General features: G+C 66.9%; 15 protein-coding genes. 6 read left to right on the forward strand and 9 right to left on the reverse strand.

Annotation, left to right across the window (positions count from 1 at the left end; genetic code table 11):
* Positions 1-37: 37 nt before the first annotated feature.
* The 3 genes from QNM97_RS05475 to QNM97_RS05485 all read right to left on the reverse strand — a co-directional run bounded on the left by QNM97_RS05475 (position 38) and on the right by QNM97_RS05485 (position 2,680).
* Entirely contained in the window at positions 38-391 is a 354-nt protein-coding gene (locus QNM97_RS05475) for a hypothetical protein (RefSeq protein WP_283821918.1), read from the reverse strand.
* 134 nt (positions 392-525) lie between these two features.
* Positions 526-852, reverse strand: coding sequence for a hypothetical protein (locus QNM97_RS05480; protein ID WP_283821919.1), 327 nt, complete (start codon positions 850-852; stop codon positions 526-528).
* 145 nt (positions 853-997) lie between these two features.
* The gene (locus tag QNM97_RS05485; protein ID WP_283821920.1) at positions 998-2,680 is read right to left on the reverse strand and encodes a nucleobase:cation symporter-2 family protein; all 1,683 of its coding nucleotides are present in this window, start codon (positions 2,678-2,680) and stop codon (positions 998-1,000) included.
* A gap of 77 nt (positions 2,681-2,757) precedes the next feature.
* On the opposite strand from QNM97_RS05485, the gene QNM97_RS05490 reads away from it, so the two are divergent.
* Entirely contained in the window at positions 2,758-3,240 is a 483-nt protein-coding gene (locus QNM97_RS05490; protein ID WP_283821921.1) for an NUDIX hydrolase, read from the forward strand.
* 30 nt (positions 3,241-3,270) lie between these two features.
* On the opposite strand, the gene QNM97_RS05495 is transcribed toward QNM97_RS05490, so the two are convergent.
* Positions 3,271-5,433 carry a heavy metal translocating P-type ATPase gene (locus QNM97_RS05495; protein ID WP_283823103.1) on the reverse strand — a complete coding sequence of 721 codons (2,163 nt, stop codon included), beginning with the start codon at positions 5,431-5,433 and terminating at the stop codon, positions 3,271-3,273.
* 18 nt (positions 5,434-5,451) lie between these two features.
* Positions 5,452-5,733, reverse strand: a complete 282-nt coding sequence (locus QNM97_RS05500; protein WP_283821922.1) for a DUF1490 family protein — start codon at positions 5,731-5,733, stop codon at positions 5,452-5,454.
* 201 nt (positions 5,734-5,934) lie between these two features.
* On the opposite strand from QNM97_RS05500, the gene QNM97_RS05505 reads away from it, so the two are divergent.
* Genes QNM97_RS05505 through QNM97_RS05520 form a run of 4 tightly spaced genes read left to right on the forward strand, consistent with a single transcriptional unit; the run spans position 5,935 to position 10,340 of the window.
* Positions 5,935-6,945 (forward strand): alpha/beta hydrolase, encoded by a 1,011-nt coding sequence (locus QNM97_RS05505; RefSeq protein ID WP_283821923.1) that lies wholly within the window; start codon positions 5,935-5,937, stop codon positions 6,943-6,945.
* Complete coding sequence (locus tag QNM97_RS05510) at positions 6,942-7,871, forward strand: SDR family NAD(P)-dependent oxidoreductase (RefSeq protein ID WP_283821924.1); 930 nt, start codon at positions 6,942-6,944, stop codon at positions 7,869-7,871. Before QNM97_RS05505 ends, QNM97_RS05510 begins: the two co-directional genes overlap by 4 nt.
* Before the next feature lies 1 nt (position 7,872).
* Positions 7,873-8,790 (forward strand): ferritin-like domain-containing protein, encoded by a 918-nt coding sequence (locus QNM97_RS05515; protein ID WP_283821925.1) that lies wholly within the window; start codon positions 7,873-7,875, stop codon positions 8,788-8,790.
* Positions 8,787-10,340 (forward strand): flavin-containing monooxygenase, encoded by a 1,554-nt coding sequence (locus QNM97_RS05520; protein WP_283821926.1) that lies wholly within the window; start codon positions 8,787-8,789, stop codon positions 10,338-10,340. Before QNM97_RS05515 ends, QNM97_RS05520 begins: the two co-directional genes overlap by 4 nt.
* A 12-nt stretch (positions 10,341-10,352) precedes the next feature.
* Here the strand turns inward: QNM97_RS05520 and QNM97_RS05525 are convergent, their stop codons facing one another.
* The 3 genes from QNM97_RS05525 to QNM97_RS05535 form a co-directional block, all read right to left on the reverse strand.
* Positions 10,353-11,111: an SGNH/GDSL hydrolase family protein gene (locus QNM97_RS05525; RefSeq protein WP_283821927.1), complete on the reverse strand. Its 759-nt coding sequence runs from the start codon at positions 11,109-11,111 to the stop codon at positions 10,353-10,355.
* Between the two features lie 62 nt (positions 11,112-11,173).
* Entirely contained in the window at positions 11,174-11,935 is a 762-nt protein-coding gene (locus QNM97_RS05530) for an SDR family NAD(P)-dependent oxidoreductase (protein ID WP_283821928.1), read from the reverse strand.
* Between the two features lie 64 nt (positions 11,936-11,999).
* Positions 12,000-13,775, reverse strand: a complete 1,776-nt coding sequence (locus tag QNM97_RS05535; RefSeq protein ID WP_283821929.1) for an acyl-CoA dehydrogenase — start codon at positions 13,773-13,775, stop codon at positions 12,000-12,002.
* A 122-nt stretch (positions 13,776-13,897) separates the two neighbouring features.
* On the opposite strand from QNM97_RS05535, the gene QNM97_RS05540 reads away from it, so the two are divergent.
* Positions 13,898-14,527: a TetR/AcrR family transcriptional regulator gene (locus QNM97_RS05540; RefSeq protein WP_283821930.1), complete on the forward strand. Its 630-nt coding sequence runs from the start codon at positions 13,898-13,900 to the stop codon at positions 14,525-14,527.
* Here the strand turns inward: QNM97_RS05540 and QNM97_RS05545 are convergent.
* Positions 14,497-15,153, reverse strand: coding sequence for a class II aldolase/adducin family protein (locus tag QNM97_RS05545; RefSeq protein ID WP_283821931.1), 657 nt, complete (start codon positions 15,151-15,153; stop codon positions 14,497-14,499). The genes QNM97_RS05540 and QNM97_RS05545 overlap by 31 nt on opposite strands.
* Between the last annotated feature and the right edge of the window lie 33 nt (positions 15,154-15,186).

A 15,186-nucleotide genomic window follows, 5' to 3' on the forward strand; every position in this document is an offset into this window, starting at 1 on the left:
TCCCCGGGTTCTGGCGGACCGTCGACGACGAGATCGTTCATCGTGTGGGCGCCCCCACCCACGTCCCGGTCACCACGGCGATGGCGGTGACGGCGAGACCTGCCAGCGGCATCAGAGCTGCAATGCGGCGCCTGGTGCGGACCGCCCAGAGGTATCCGAGGACTGCTGCGCCACCACCGATGGCCGCCCCGATCCCGACGATCTTGATGCCCATGTCCGCGTTGCCTTCCGAGTGGCAGACCGCATTCGCGCAGGCGACCGACGCCAATCCGAAGACCAAAGCTGCCCCCACGAACGCGAACACATCCGCAACGGCCAGCAGTGCCGACCCCACTCCACCGACCACGGCAAACGCAATGGACACCTGCGGGTTGCTCTCCTCAGTCGTCACCCACCCAGTGTCGCCGAGGGAGACTCCGCGGTCGGTTGGTCGAACGATGTGGCGGCCGGTCTGGGTCCGGCGACGACAGGTTCACCTGGATACGAACCGGCAACAGAGATCGACGCCGTCTCGGTCACCGTCGTCTACGCGAATCGTTCGCCGGTCTGCGGATCGAAGAGTCGATAGCCGAGCGAATGCATGGCGTCGATGATGGCGTTTGCATGCTCGTTCTCGAATCCGTAGCCGATGAATTCGACCATCTGAGTGCCGATATTCGCATCGAACGCCGGCGCCGTGTCGGGTTCGGCTTCGGGGGGCTGCAGGATATGCCGATCCCAGACCCAGCCGGGAAGCGCGTCGGCGAGCGCGCGTACGACGCGCTCCTGATCCACCGCGGCGACCTCGTTGACCGGTTGTTGGTCGCACAGCCGCGCGTACACGTCCGCGGGATCGAGGTCGTCGCCGCCCACCCAGAACGCCAAGTTGTAACTCACCCTGACGAGTATGCCCAATCGGGTGCGCGCAGTCCCGGTGCTCGGCGCGCGGCGAGGGTCACCTCCGGGGCGAGGCCGCGTCGTAGGGGCCCACCCGGGGCTGGATCAGCACAGTGGTCCCCTAGCTCCGAGCGGAGAACTTCCCGCCCGTCTTGTCGTCCCACCGGTCGAGTAGCGCGGTGACCTTCGGATCGCCTTGGGCGCGAATCCATTCGCACAGTTCCTGCGGCGCCGAGGGATTGGTGACGATGAACCGGTGGAGACCGGCGTCGTGCTCGGCGAGTACACGCAGCGTCGCCGGGTCGGTGTCGGGGTCGGCGGCGGCGAGCGCATCCCGCGGATCGAAGGCGCCGTACCGCGGTGCGTCGGAGCCGGAGAGGCCGTCGGCGTCGACCACCTCGATCTCGCCGGTGTTGTGATAATCCACCGGATCGGGTGAGGTGCTGCGCCAATTGAGTAAGAGGTTCAACAGGATTGCGGTGATGGCGCCCGCGGAGATCCCGGAGTGGAAGATCGTCTGGAACCAGTCCGGGAATTGGTGATACAGGTCGAGCGACACGGTCTCGCCGTTGTCGTTGGTGTATGACAGGCTCGCCTCGCTCAGCATCGCGACGCCCACCGAGATGGCGACCACCAGGATGTTGGTGTTGTTGAACTTGACCCGGCTCAGGGTGCGGACACCACTGGCGGCGACCATGCCGAACAGCGCGACACCCGCGCCGCCGAGGACAGGCTGAGGGATGCCCTCGATGATCGCGGCCATTTTCGGGAGCAGGCCGAGGACCACCAGGATCGCGCCCGCACATGTCGCGACATGTCGGGTCTTGACGCCCGTGATCGCCACCAGGCCGACGTTCTGCGCGAATGCGGTGTAGGGGAAGGTGTTGAAGATCCCGCCCAGGACGGTGCCCACGCCGTCGGCCCGCATGCCGTCGGCGAGCTTGCGCGGTGTGATCTTCTTGTCGACGATCTCGCCGACGGCCACGATGTCGCCGGTGGTCTCGGTCATGATCACCAGGGCGACGATGATCATCGCAATGATGGAGCTGACGTCGAAGCTCGGCACACCGAAATAGAACGGCTGCGGTACAGCGATCCAGGAACTCTGCCCGACGCCGCTCCAATCGGTCATGCCGAAGGGGATCGAGATCAGGGTGCCGAGGACGAGTCCCACGAGCACCGACACCCGCTTGATCGCTGCCGGCGCGAACCGCTCGAGCAGGATGATCAACAGCAGGGTGCCGAATCCGAAGGCGATCGATGTGGGTGCGCCGAAGTCCTCGCCCTTGTTGGTGCCGCCGCCGAACCATCCGGCGGCCACGCTCATCAGCGACACCCCGATGATGAGGATGATCGTGCCGGTGACCAGTGGTGGAAAGAATCTGATCAGCCGACCGACGATCGGCGCCACCAGGATCATGAACACGCCGCAGGCGATCACCGAACCGTAGATCGCGGTGATGCCGTGGTTGAGCCCGATCGTGATCATCGGCCCGACCGCGGCAAACGTGACGCCCTGCATCAGGGGCAGGCGCACCCCGAACCGCCAGAACCCGACTGCCTGCAGCAATGTGGCGATGCCGGCGACGAACAGGTCGGCGGTGATCAGGTGGACGATCTCGTCGGAACGCATCTGACCCGCGCCGACCATCGCGCCGCCGACGATGAGCGGCACCGCCACGGCACCGGCGTACATCGCCATGACGTGTTGCAGTCCGAGCGGGAAGAGCTTGGTCAGCGGCGGGATGTCGTCGACCGGATGGTCGGCGTCACGGCCGCGTTTGATGGTGTCGAGAACCGTCATGAACACTGTCTACGAGTCCGAGATTTCTGATTCGACGCGATCGTGTGTCGACGGTGTTTCCGGCAGAATATATCGATGTGGCAGCACGGACTCCCCAGCTCAGCGCCGGGTTACTGATCCATCGGAACTCGGCACTCGGCGTCGAGGTGCTGCTCGCCCATCCGGGTGGACCGCTGTGGGCGCGCAAGGACGACGGAGCGTGGTCGATCCCGAAGGGACTCGTCGAGGACGGTGAGGAACTCCTCGTCGCCGCCCGTCGCGAATTCGCCGAGGAGATCGGTCAGACGGCACCCGACGGTGAGGTCATCGAGCTCGGTGAGGTGCGGCTCAAGAGCGGTAAACGGGTCGTCGCCTTCGCGATCGACGGTGACCTCGACGTCTCCGTCGTCATCAGCAACACCTTCGAGATGCCCTGGCCGCCACGGTCCGGGAAGACCCAGGACTTCCCGGAGATCGACCGTGCGGAATGGTTTTCACCCGACGACGCACGCCGCAAGCTCAATCCGGCGCAGGTCGCCTTCATCGACCGGTTACTCGAGCACCTCCCGCCGAACCCGTGATCGGCGCCCGCACGATCGGCGTGCCCGCCGTCAGCGCACCAGTGCGGTGTCGGATTTCTCCGCACCCGACTGGTCCACCTGATAGCGGATGAGACGAGAACTGTTGGCCACCACGGCCACCGACGACGCGTTGTGCAGGATCGCCGCCACCACCGGGGACAGCGCGCCACCGGCGCCGACGATCAGCCCGATCGCGTTGACGGCGATCGACATCCCGTAGTTCTGCTTGATCACCTGCAGGGTGTGCTCGCCCAGGTCGCCCACCGCCAACAGCATGCGCAGATCGTCTGCGGCCAAGGCGATGTCGGCGGTCTCGACGGCCACGTCGGTGCCGGCCAAGCCCATCGCGATGCCGATGTCGGCGGCGGCCAGTGCGGGTGCGTCGTTGACCCCGTCACCGATCATCGCCACCAGATGACCTTCGGACTGCAACTCGCGGACTGCGGTGAGTTTGTCCTCCGGAAGCACCTCGGCCCGCCAGTCGTCGATGCCGAGTTCACCGGCGATCGCCGCGGCGGTGGCCGGGTGATCGCCCGTGAGCATGGCGATCCGCTCGATTCCCTTGTCCCGCAACCCATCGAGCACCTCGTGCGCCTCGGGACGGACCTCGTCGCGCAGACTCACCAGGCCGACGAGGGTGCCGTCGACGGCGAGCAACAGTGGTGTCTCGCACTCGTTGCGGAGCTTGTCCACCCACTCGATCGCGTCGGTGGACAGTGCCACCTCGTGTCGAGCGAACAGGGCGGGGCTGCCCAGCAACAGGACGCGGCCGTCGGCGGCGAAGGTGCGCATGCCGAGACCCACGATGACCTCGCATTCGGCGTGGGTGGGGATCTCGATCCGGCGCTCAGTCGTCGACCGGATCACCGCTTGCGCCAACGGATGTCGCGAGTGGATCTCGGAACTCGCCGCATGGGCCAGGACGTCCTCGGGTGACCAGTCGGGGTGGAAGGAGATCACGTTGGTCACCACCGGACGGCCGGTCGTCAGTGTGCCGGTCTTGTCGAAGACCATGGCGGTGATGCGGCCGGCCGCCTCGAGATGCGAGCCGCCCTTGATCAGGATTCCGCGGCGGGCACCGTTGCCGATGGCGCCACTGATCGCGGTGGGTGTCGACAACCCGACCGCGCAGGGGCACGCGACGAGCAGCATGGTCATGGCGCGGCGCAGATCGCGTGTGACGAGCAGGGTGGCCGCCGACAGCAGGAACGAGGCCGGGACGAAGCGGCCCGAGAACTGTTCGCCGACAGTCTGAATGGGCGCCCGATCGTGCTGGGCTTCCTCGACCCGGGCGATGATCCGACCGATGGCGGTGTCGGCGCCGACCGCCGAGGTGGTGATCACCAACCGCCCGCTGACCACCACCGAGCCCGCGTGCACGTGGGCGCCGACCTGTGCGGTGACGGGCAGGTTCTCGCCAGTCAGCGCGGACTGGTCGATCACCGCCTCGCCCTCGAGTACCGTCCCGTCGACCGGCACGGCGACATGATCGTGGACGACGATGACGTCGCCGACCGCCAGCGAATCGACGGGCACCGAGACCTCGGTGCCGTCCTCGAGCCGCAGCCATGCGGTGTCGGCGTTGCCGCGCAACAGATCCGAGATCGCCCGTCGGGTGCGGCGCAGCGTCAGATCCTGGAGGAATTCACCGATGTTGAGCAACCACAGGACGGTCAGCGCGACGACGTTCTCCCGCAACAACAGGCTTGCCACGGTTGCCGCCGACACGAGCGCATCGGTACCCGCCCGGCCGCCGCGCAGTGAACGCAAGGCCCCCTTGAGGAATGGATAGCCGGAGAAGATGGTGATGCCGGTGGCGACCGTGCGCGACGCGGGTCCGAGCATCGGTGGTCGTCGGAATCCGTAGCGCCGCAACCCCAGAAGGATCAGGGCGCCCGCGCCGATACCCATCCGCAGGATGTCGGAATTGGTGACGTCGGCCGAATGTGGCGCGGCGCGGGTGACCGCCGTGAGATCGGTGGCCTGCCCGGCAGCGATCGCGCGATCGATGGCACCACGGTCGGTGTCGCGGCGATACCAGACGACGACCGAGCCGGTGCGCGGATACACGTGCACGGCGCGAACGCCGGTCACCGCGATGACGGCATCCTCGACGGCGACCGCGCGTGCCGCCGACGTTCCGCGCAGCGCATCGACGACCAGACGGAGACGACCCGCGGCGTCGGACCGCACAGTTTCTTGCACGGCGGGTCAGTGATCGTGGTCGTGCGGCTCGGCTGTTCCCGGGGGACTGGTTTCCTCGCCGATACGGTCCTTCGCCTCGGCCACGATGTCGGCGGTCCGCAGGCGCGCGTCCTCGGCGATGGCCTCGGCTTTCCGGGTCCCCACCAGGCCCCAGGAGGTGACCACCACGGCGCCCTGCCGTAGGGGTGCCTTGGCGATGGCCTTGCGGGCGACGTCGTATGCGACGGCGCCGACGAGGCCGGTCGCGATCGTCGATCCGGCCTTGGTCAGGAAGCCGTGTAGTGCCATCTCGGTCCTTTCGCGCTCAGCTCGAGCGAGTTGCCCGATTAATGGAAACGATTGCCAGGACGTCCGAGTCTACGTCGTGCGCGGCCACCCGGCGAGTGGACACACGCCGACACGGGGACCGGTTGGGCAAAAGTACGGAAGCATTGCAACATTGACCAATGTGCCATTGACAAATGGCATCATGAGTGGTGGCATCGAGATGTGATTCACACCTCACGACAGTCCCGGTGTGCGGCGAGGCTGACCCGACGCACGTTGCGGCCGTTCGCCGACGTCCTGCCCGGCGGTGTCCTCGCGGTACATGTCTCCCGGGCCATCGTCGCCACGGCCATGCTGCTCGGGTCACCGCCGCCCTATCGGGTCCGCGTCGATGCCCTGTCCACCGGCAGCTTCCGCGGAGAGTGGGTGTATGCCCCGGGATCGGAGAAGTCCCGGCGCGTCATCCTCTACGTCCACGGCAGCGCGTATGCGATCTGCTCGGCGCGCACACACCGCGGACTCGTTGCCCGACTCGCGCATCTCACCGGGATGCCGGTGTTCAGCGTCGACTACCGCCTCGCACCCGAACACACCTTCCCTGCTGCCGCCGACGACGTCGAGGCCGCCTACGCCTGGTTGCAGAACATCGGCTATCGACCCGAGAACATCACCGTCGCAGGTGATTCGGCAGGCGGCCATCTCCTCCTGGATCTGCTCGCCGAGAATGTGCGACACCGGCGTGCACAGCCGCGCGCGATGGTACTGATGTCGCCGCTGGTCGATCTCACCCTCGAACTGGCCCGCAGGCAGGAACGCGACACCGGGCCCGATCCATTGATCTCGGCCGTCGCCGCGCAGCGTCTGGTCGATCACTACACCAGAGGCCATCCGGCCGACCTGCCTCGCCTCGCTCTGGCGCTCGATCGCGCCGACGACCTGCCCCGCACACTGATCCAGGTCGGTGGGGCAGAGATGCTCCTCGGCGATGCACGTGCTGCGCACCGGATGATCTCCGACGCCGGTGGGGACAGTGAACTGCAGATCTGGCCCGGACAGATGCACGTCTTCCAGGCACTGCCGACGATGATCCCGGAAGCCGGCCCCGCCTTGGCGGCTGTCGCACGGTTCATCACCGAGTGTCCGGAACCGGGTGGCAAAGCTGCGGCGACGAACGCTGCGACGGCACACGCTGATACCGAACACGCTGATACGGAAAGGTATGCCACGACATGACATCTCGACGATCACAGGGTGCACGTGCCGTCGTCACCGGAGCGGGTAGCGGCATCGGGCGCGCCTTCGCTCTCGAACTCGCGCGCCGTGGTGGCCGCATCGTCTGTGCCGACATCGACATCGACCGGGCCGAGGAGACGGTCGCCATGATCGACGCGGGCGGGCGCGGGGAGGGCATTGCGCTGTTCTGCGACGTCGCCGAGATCGACGACATGCGTACCCTCGCCGGCCGCGCACCGGATCTGCTCGGTGGCCCGACCACGTTGACGATCAACAACGCCGGCGTCGGCATCGGCGGGCGCTGCGTCGGCAGCATCGGCCTCGACGACTGGACCTGGGCCCTCGACATCAACCTGCGCGGAATGGTGCTCGGGTCGGAACTCTTTCTGCCCCAACTGCGCTCGGCCGGACGGGGTGGTCTCATCAACGTCGCCTCGGCCGCCGCGTTCTCCGCGGCGCCGGGGATGGGCGCCTACAACGTCGGCAAGGCGGGGGTGCTGGCACTTTCGGAGACCATTGCCGCGGAGTTGTCGGGCACGGACCTCGCGGTGACCGTGCTATGCCCGACGTTCGTGAAAACCAATGTCGCCGTGGACGGTCGGATCACCGGCGACGCGATGAAACTCGCGCAAACCCTGATGCGGTACTCCGGGCGGTCGGCGGAGCAGGTCGCGCGGGCGACCCTCGACGCCAACGACCGGGGACGGTTGTACGTGGTGCCCCAACTCGACGCCAGGGCCCTCTGGCTGATGAAGCGACTGTTCCCGCGGACCTACACCCTCGGGGCGGGTCTGCTGCATCGTCTGACCCCGGCGATCGCCGCCGTGGACCCGGAGGTCCTCGAACCGGGGGTATCCGAGCACAACGGCCTGGCGTCCGATGCGGAAATCGAAGCTGCACCAACACGAATCGAAGAAGGAGTGTGACATGCCGATAGTTCTCGAGGACATGCTGGCGACCATCAAGGATCGCCAGTGGGCCCTGGCCGACATCGACTGGGATGCTCCCGGTGCCGAGTTGATCACCGAGGAGCAGAAGCCGAAGCTCAAGGCGTTCATGGCCGATCTGGTGTGGATCGAGAATGTGGGCGCCCGCGGGTTCGCGGCGCTGGCGAAGAAGGCGCCCGACGAGACGCTCGCGGAGATCTATCGCTACTTTCACGCCGAGGAGCAGAAGCACGCCAACGCCGAGCTCGCGCTGATGCGGCGGTGGGGGATGCTCGAGGACGACGAGGTCCCCGAGCCGAACGTCAACATCCGCCTGGCCATCGAATGGCTCGACACCTTCGCCGACCGCATGTCACTGTCGGTGCTGGGCACGGTCATCCCGATGCTGGAGGTGGCCCTCGACGGGGCGCTGCTGAAGTTCCTCCTCGAGGAGGTCGAGGATCCGATCTGCCATGCCGCGTTCCGCAAGATCAATGCCGACGAGTCGCGGCATCTCGCCGTCGACTTCCACGCACTCGACATGATCGGCAACGCCCGCCTGCGCACCCTGCTGGTCCAGACCGTCGGCACGGTGGCCTCGCCCGGACTCATCATCGGCGCGCTGATGTACGTGCCGTTGCTGAACAAGATGCGCGACAACATCGTCGACATGGGACTCTCGGAGGATCGGCTCTACGACGCGATCAAACGGTTCCGCAAGAACGGCGACCGGGGCCGCGGCACCCGGCTGTTCACCTACCAGGTGCTCAAGTACCACGCCGGGTGGGTCATCAACCGCGACAGTCCGTATCACTACTTTGCCGATGCGATGGTCACGCTGACCGACCTCTACCCGCGCTTTCTCCTTCGGTCGCAGCCGAGTTGGTCGAAGGAACTGACCTACGAGCCGATCGCGTGAGCGCCGTGCACGAGGACCCGCACACGCCTGCTCCCGATGCCGCCGGTCTCGATGCCACCACCGTCATCATCGGGGCCGGGTTCGCCGGTATCGGCACCGCCATCCGGCTCCTGCAGCAGGGCCGGGATGACTTCATCATCTGCGAACGCGACGTCCGACCGGGCGGAACGTGGCGCGACAACGTCTACCCCGGGGCGGCCTGCGACATCCCGTCGCGGCTCTACTCGTATTCCTTCGCACCCAATCCCGAATGGTCACACACCTATTCGGGAAGTGAGGAGATCCTGGCGTACATCGCGCGGATGATCGCCGACCACAATCTCGAACGGTTCATCCGGTATTCGCATCTGGTGACCGGGCTGCAATTCGACGAGGAGTCCGGCACGTGGCGCGTCGACTTGGCCGATCGGGAGTCGCTCCGCACACGCGCGGTGGTCGTCGCGTCCGGCCCGCTCTCCACACCCGGCTATCCCTCGATCCCGGGTATCGACGAGTACACCGGTCACCGGATGCACTCGGCGGCATGGGACCACGACTACGACTTCGCCGGCAAGAAGGTCGGGGTGATCGGCACCGGTGCCAGTGCGGTGCAACTGATCCCGGAGTTGGTACGCTCCGGCGCCGACGTCACGGTGTTCCAGCGCACTCCCGGGTGGGTGCTGCCGCGAGCCGATCGACGGATCTCCTCGTTGACCAGACGGGTGTATCGGACGGTGCCGTACTCACAGACGGTGGCACGTCAACTCTGGTACCTCGGGCACGAGTCGGTCGCGCTCGGTGCCGTGTGGAACACGCCGTTCACGCGGGTCATCGAGGGGGTCGCGAAGATCAATCTCGTTGCCCAGGTGCGCGATCCGTGGATGCGGCGACAGCTCACCCCGGATTTCCGGGCCGGCTGTAAGCGGCTGCTGATGACCAGCGACTACTATCCCGCGCTGCAGGCCGACAACTGCACCCTGGTGACGTGGCCGATCGCGCGGATCTGCGAACACGGCGTGCGGACCGTGGAGGGGATCGAGCGGCGATTCGACGCACTGGTGTTCGCGACCGGATTCGAGGTGTCCAAGCAGGGATCGCCGATCCCGATCCGCGGCCGTGACGGTCGAGTGCTCGCCGACGAATGGTCCGGTGGCGCATACGCGTACAAGTCGATCGCGGTGTCGGGGTATCCGAATCTCTATTTCACCTTCGGCCCGAACTCCGGCCCGGGGCACAATTCGGCGCTGGTGTACATGGAGGCACAGATCGATGCGATCGTCACCGCCATCTCGCTGATCGTCGACCGCGGATTGCGGTTGCTCGACGTGCACCGACCCGCCCAAGATGCCCACAACCGGTCGATCCAGAAACGACTGGAGGGCACCACCTGGAATTCCGGTTGCCGCAGTTGGTATCTCACCGACGACGGGTTCAACGCCACCATGTACCCGGGGTTCGCCGGTCAATACCTCGCGCAGATGCGGGGAATCGATTTCTCCCGGGACTTCCGTGCGGTGGCACTCGACGCAGCGCGGTCGCCGGACGCAAGCCGGGACTCGTCGATGGTGTGAGCGGTGCTCGCCTCAGCCGATGCCGGCGGGGTCGACCGACACCCAGTCCGGATACTTGGCGGGTCGGTCGTCGCCGGAGGACTGCTTGCGAAGGCGTCGCATCACCCACGGGAACAGGTGCTCGCGCGCGAATCCGGCCTCGGCGACGAGACGCGGGGGACGCGGTTGCGATTCGGGGCGAGCGGGCGTCGTCGTCGGCACCCCGAGGCCGCGCAGGATCAGTGCGGCGGCGCGGCTGTGGCCGATCGCGTTGAGATGCAACCGATCCGGCGACCAGTACTCGGGGCGGCGGATCTCGGTGTCGTGGAAGACGTCGATGAACTCCACGTCCTCGGTGACGGCGATGGTCGCGACCTCATTGGTGAGGTACTCGCCGCGGCGCCGGATGGTCGACCCGAAGGGCAGACCGTCCGAGGGGTCGGCGCCGGCGAGGAGGACCACGCGGATTCCGGCGTCACGGCATCGCCGTACCGCGGAGCGGGTGAGTTCGACGAGTCCGGTGAGGTCGCCGGTGCGCAGCATGTCGTTGCCGCCGCCGTTGAGGGTGATCAATGTCGGCAACGGGTCGAGGCGCAGGGCGGCGTCGACCTGATCGGTGACGATGGGCTCGAGGAGCCGCCCGCGCACGGCAAGGTTGGCGTAGTCGATCCCGCCGTGCGCGGCGGCGAGCCTCTCGGCGACGAGGTCGGCCCACCCGCGCGGGGTGTCGGGGCCATCGGGTTCGTCGCCGACTCCTTCGGTGAAACTGTCACCGACCGCCACGTACCGCACTGCCTGCCTTGACCTTTCGCTCGTTCGGGAGATCGCGCACCGGACGTGATGGGTACGCGGACCTACGTGACGGTGATGCCGCCGTCGACCGCGAGGGTTTGGCCGGTGACATAGCCGCCGGCGGGGGACGCCAGCCAGACCGCCGTCGCGGCGAGCTCCGCCGGATCACCGGTGCGGCCCAGCAAGACGCGGGGCATCTGTGAGTCGAGGTAGCCGTCCTTGTAGCCGTTGGTCATCTCGGACTTGAAGAATCCGGGGGCCAGCGCGTTGACGCGAATACCCTTGCGGGCGCCCCACTGCTGGGCGAGATCGCGGGTGAGGCCGATGATCCCGGCCTTGCTCGCGGCGTACGCGGCCTGCGGGAGCGAGGCGGTGGTGATGCCCAGGATCGACGAGATGTTGATGATCGAGCTACCCGGCTGCATGACCCGGCCGGCCGCCTGCGCCATCCAGTACGAGCCGTTGAGATTGACGTCGATGACGTTGCGGAACTGCTCGGGCGTCTCCCGTGTCGCCGGCACCGCGGTGCCGATGCCCGCGTTGTTGATCAGCACGTCGACGCGACCGAAGGCCTCGATCGCGGCGTCGATCACCTTCTGGCACGACTCCGGGTCGGCCACGTCGGCGGTCACCGACAGTGCCTTGCGCCCGGTGGCCTCGACCTCGGCCGCGGTGTCGGCCAGGCGGTCGGTGCGGCGCGCGGCCAGGACGACGTCGGCGCCGGCTTCGGCGAAGGCGATGGCGAACGAGACGCCGAGACCCGACGAGGCGCCGGTGACGACGACGACCTTGTCGGTCAGGGAGAACATATCGAGGACGGACACTTTCGGGAGCTCCTTCGTGAGGGTTGGTCGACTGCGTGATGGATCGACGGTATGTGGAGGTGGGCTACAGCCAGGCCGGATCGGTGTCGAGGGTGGTGCGGTCGAGTGCGGTCAGCAGCTCGAACTGCGGCCCGGTCTTCGGCAGTTCGTAACGGTAGAAGTATTGTGCCGCAGCTCGTTTGCCGTCGTAGAAGTCGCCGGTCGATGTGCCGACCGCAAGTAGCTGCTCGAGCCACATCCAGGCGATGACGATGTGCCCGGTGGCCTCGAGGTAGGCGGTCGCGTTGGCCAGGGAGACAGCCACGTCGCCTGCCGACCACACGGCGACGGTGGTCGCGACGAGTGTGTCGAGTTGGGTGCGCAGTGCGGCGGCGTACTCGGCGAGCGCCGGATCGGCCTCGGCTCCGGCGATGGTGTCGCCGATGGTCTCGGCCAGCAGGGTCAGTCCCGCGCCGTCACGCATGATGACCTTGCGTCCCAACAGGTCCAGGCCGTGGATGCCGTGGGCGCCCTCGTGGATCGGGTTCAGTCGATTGTCGCGGTAGTACTGCTCGACCGGGAATTCGCGGGTGTAGCCGTAACCGCCGAGGACCTGGATGGCCAGGGAGTTGGCCTCGAGACACCATTGCGACGGCCAGGATTTGGCGATCGGGGTCAGCACGTCGAGAAGCAGTCCGGCGCGGGCCTGCTCGGCGTCGTCGCCGGTCTGCTGGAGGTCGACGAGCTTGGAGCAGTACAGTCCCAGCGCCAGCGATCCCTCGACATAGGACTTCTGCGCCAACAACATCCGCTTCACGTCGGCGTGTTCGACGATGGGGACGGGCTTGGCGGTGGGGTCCTTCTGGTCGACCGGACGTCCCTGCGTGCGTACCTTGGCGTATTCCAGGGATGCGAGGTAACCGGCGTATCCCAGTGAGGTGGCGAGGAATCCGACGCCGATGCGTGCCTCGTTCATCATGTGGAACATGTAGGACAGGCCCTTGTGCTCCTCGCCCACCAGGTACGCAACTGCTCCCGGAGCGGGGTCGGGGGAGTGGGTGCCGTCGCCGAAGTTGAGCAGGCAGTTGGTGGTCGCCCGGTTGCCCATCTTGTGGTTCAGCCCGACGAGTGCGACGTCGTTGCGGGTGCCGTCGGGGAGATATTTGGGCACGATGAACAGGGAGATGCCCTTGACGCCGGGGCCGCCGCCGGGGGTCTTGGCCAGCACGAGGTGGACGATGTTCTCGCCGAGTTCGTGATCGCCGGCCGAGATCCACATCTTGGTGCCGGTGACGCGGTAGGTGCCGTCGGCCGAGGGGATCGCCTTGGTGATGATGTCGGCGAGCGAGGAGCCGGCCTGCGGTTCGGACAGGCACATCGTGCCGAAGTAGCGGCCCTCGACGATGGGTCGGACCCAGGTGTCGATCTGTTCGGGTGTGCCGTATTCGGCGATCAGGTTGGCGTTGCCGACGCTGAGGAAGGTGTAGGACGACATCGCGGCGTTGGCTGCCTGGAACCATGCGGCGCTCGCCCGGTTCACCACCGTCGGCAGTGCCATCCCGCCGAGTTCTTCGTCGAAGGAGCCCGCGACGAGCCCGGCCTTGAGGAATTCGTTGATGCCCGAAGTGATCTCGTCGGGCAGGACGACCGTGCCGTCGTCACCGACGTAGGGCTCGTGGGCGTCGCCGAGTGCGTTGTGGGGCGCGTAGCGCCGGGTTGCGATGTCGGCGGAGAGTTCGAGGACCGCGTCGAAGGTCTCGCGGGAGTGCTCGGCGAAACGTGGACGTTCGGTGAGCTTTTCGACGTCGAGCCATTCGTAGAGCAAGAACTCCAGGTCGCGACGGGACAGCGGTTCGGCCATGACACTCCATTTCGTCCGGTGTGCAGCCAAGCACTCGCTCATTTTGTGAGCACTTGCTTATACTGCCTGGTGTGGCGGTTCGCCGTCAACATCGGCGGGCCCTGAGAACCGGGAGTGAGGTGATGGTGCTCGTGCATGCCACCGAATCGGCTGCGGCGCAGCGTATCCGTGCTGCCGCCATCGCGTCGTTCGCCGAGTTCGGCTATGCGGGGACCTCGACCCGGCAGATCACCGCGCGACTCGGGATGAGTGCGGCGGCGATGTACCCGCACTTCCGGTCCAAGGAGGAGTTGCTCTACTCGATCGCCCTCGAGGGCCATCAGGCGGTCAACGACGCCATGCGGGCGGCCGACGAACCGTCCGCGCCGTACCCGGACCGGTTGCGTGCCGTGGTCGCCGCCTTCGCCGAATGGCAGGCGCGTCATCATCAGCTGGCAAAGGTGGTCCAGTACGAGATGCGGGCGTTGCGGCCCGAGCATTTCCGCGCGATCGCCGACCTGCGGCACGAGACGACGGCGATGTTGACGACGATCATCACCGCAGGGGTTCAGGCGGGTGAGTTCCTCGCCGACGACGCCGACGACGTGATCCTCGCGATCTCGTCGCTGTGCGTCGACGTGTGTCGTTGGTTTCCCAGCCGAACCCACCGCGATCCGGTGCGACTCGGTGTGGCCTACGCGCGGATGGCCTCACGGATGGTGCGGGCGGAGGAGAGCTCCGGTCACCGCTCCCGGCCGGGGAACGGGGTGTAGTGCCGGCGTGCGGCAGTCGCCACGACCTCGGTGAGTTGGTTCTCGTCGAGTACCGCGGGGGTGCCCGCGCTGACCGAACGCAGGTAGACCTCGCAGAGCCACTCGAGTAGTTCGATGTGCTCGCAGGCGGTTTCGATGTTGCTGCCGATGGCGATGGCACCGTGATTGCGCATGAGCGCCGCGGTCCGTTCGAAGAGGGCCTCGTTGATACCCGTGCTCAGTTCGGGGCTGCCGAAGACCGCGTACGGCGCCACGCGCACCGAGCCGCCGAGCATGGCCGCGGTGTAGTGGATCGCGGGCAATTCGTCGACGATGTTGCCGACGGCGACCGACGCGATCGGATGTGCGTGGGCGACCGCGGCCGTCGACGAGGTGCGGTAGATGTCGAGGTGGAGGCGCAGTTCGGAGGTGGGCCGGTACGGGGTGGGAACCGCGACGGTTCCGTCGAGATCGACCACCACCAGTTGTTCGGGCGACACTGAATCGAGTCGGCAGCCCGACGGGGTGACCAGCACGTGGTCGCCGACGCGGGCCGACAGGTTGCCACCGGTGCCGATCGTGTGGCCCGCCGAGGCGAGTTGGTGGGCCGCCGCGCAGAGGTATGCGCGCTGATCGTCGATGTCCACTCCTTGACGGTAGCGCCTTTGTGCAGTTCATGG

This window comes from Gordonia sp. L191, from assembly GCF_030077625.1.
GTDB lineage: Bacteria > Actinomycetota > Actinomycetes > Mycobacteriales > Mycobacteriaceae > Gordonia > Gordonia polyisoprenivorans_A.

Coding starts and splice junctions, on each gene's coding strand:
- QNM97_RS05485 (WP_283821920.1), bottom strand. CDS start 2,680: ATGACGGTTCTCGACACCATCAAACGCGGCCGTGACGCCGACCATCCG.
- QNM97_RS05500 (WP_283821922.1), bottom strand. CDS start 5,733: ATGGCACTACACGGCTTCCTGACCAAGGCCGGATCGACGATCGCGACC.
- QNM97_RS05510 (WP_283821924.1), top strand. CDS start 6,942: ATGACATCTCGACGATCACAGGGTGCACGTGCCGTCGTCACCGGAGCG.
- QNM97_RS05515 (WP_283821925.1), top strand. CDS start 7,873: ATGCCGATAGTTCTCGAGGACATGCTGGCGACCATCAAGGATCGCCAG.
- QNM97_RS05535 (WP_283821929.1), bottom strand. CDS start 13,775: ATGGCCGAACCGCTGTCCCGTCGCGACCTGGAGTTCTTGCTCTACGAA.
- QNM97_RS05540 (WP_283821930.1), top strand. CDS start 13,898: ATGGTGCTCGTGCATGCCACCGAATCGGCTGCGGCGCAGCGTATCCGT.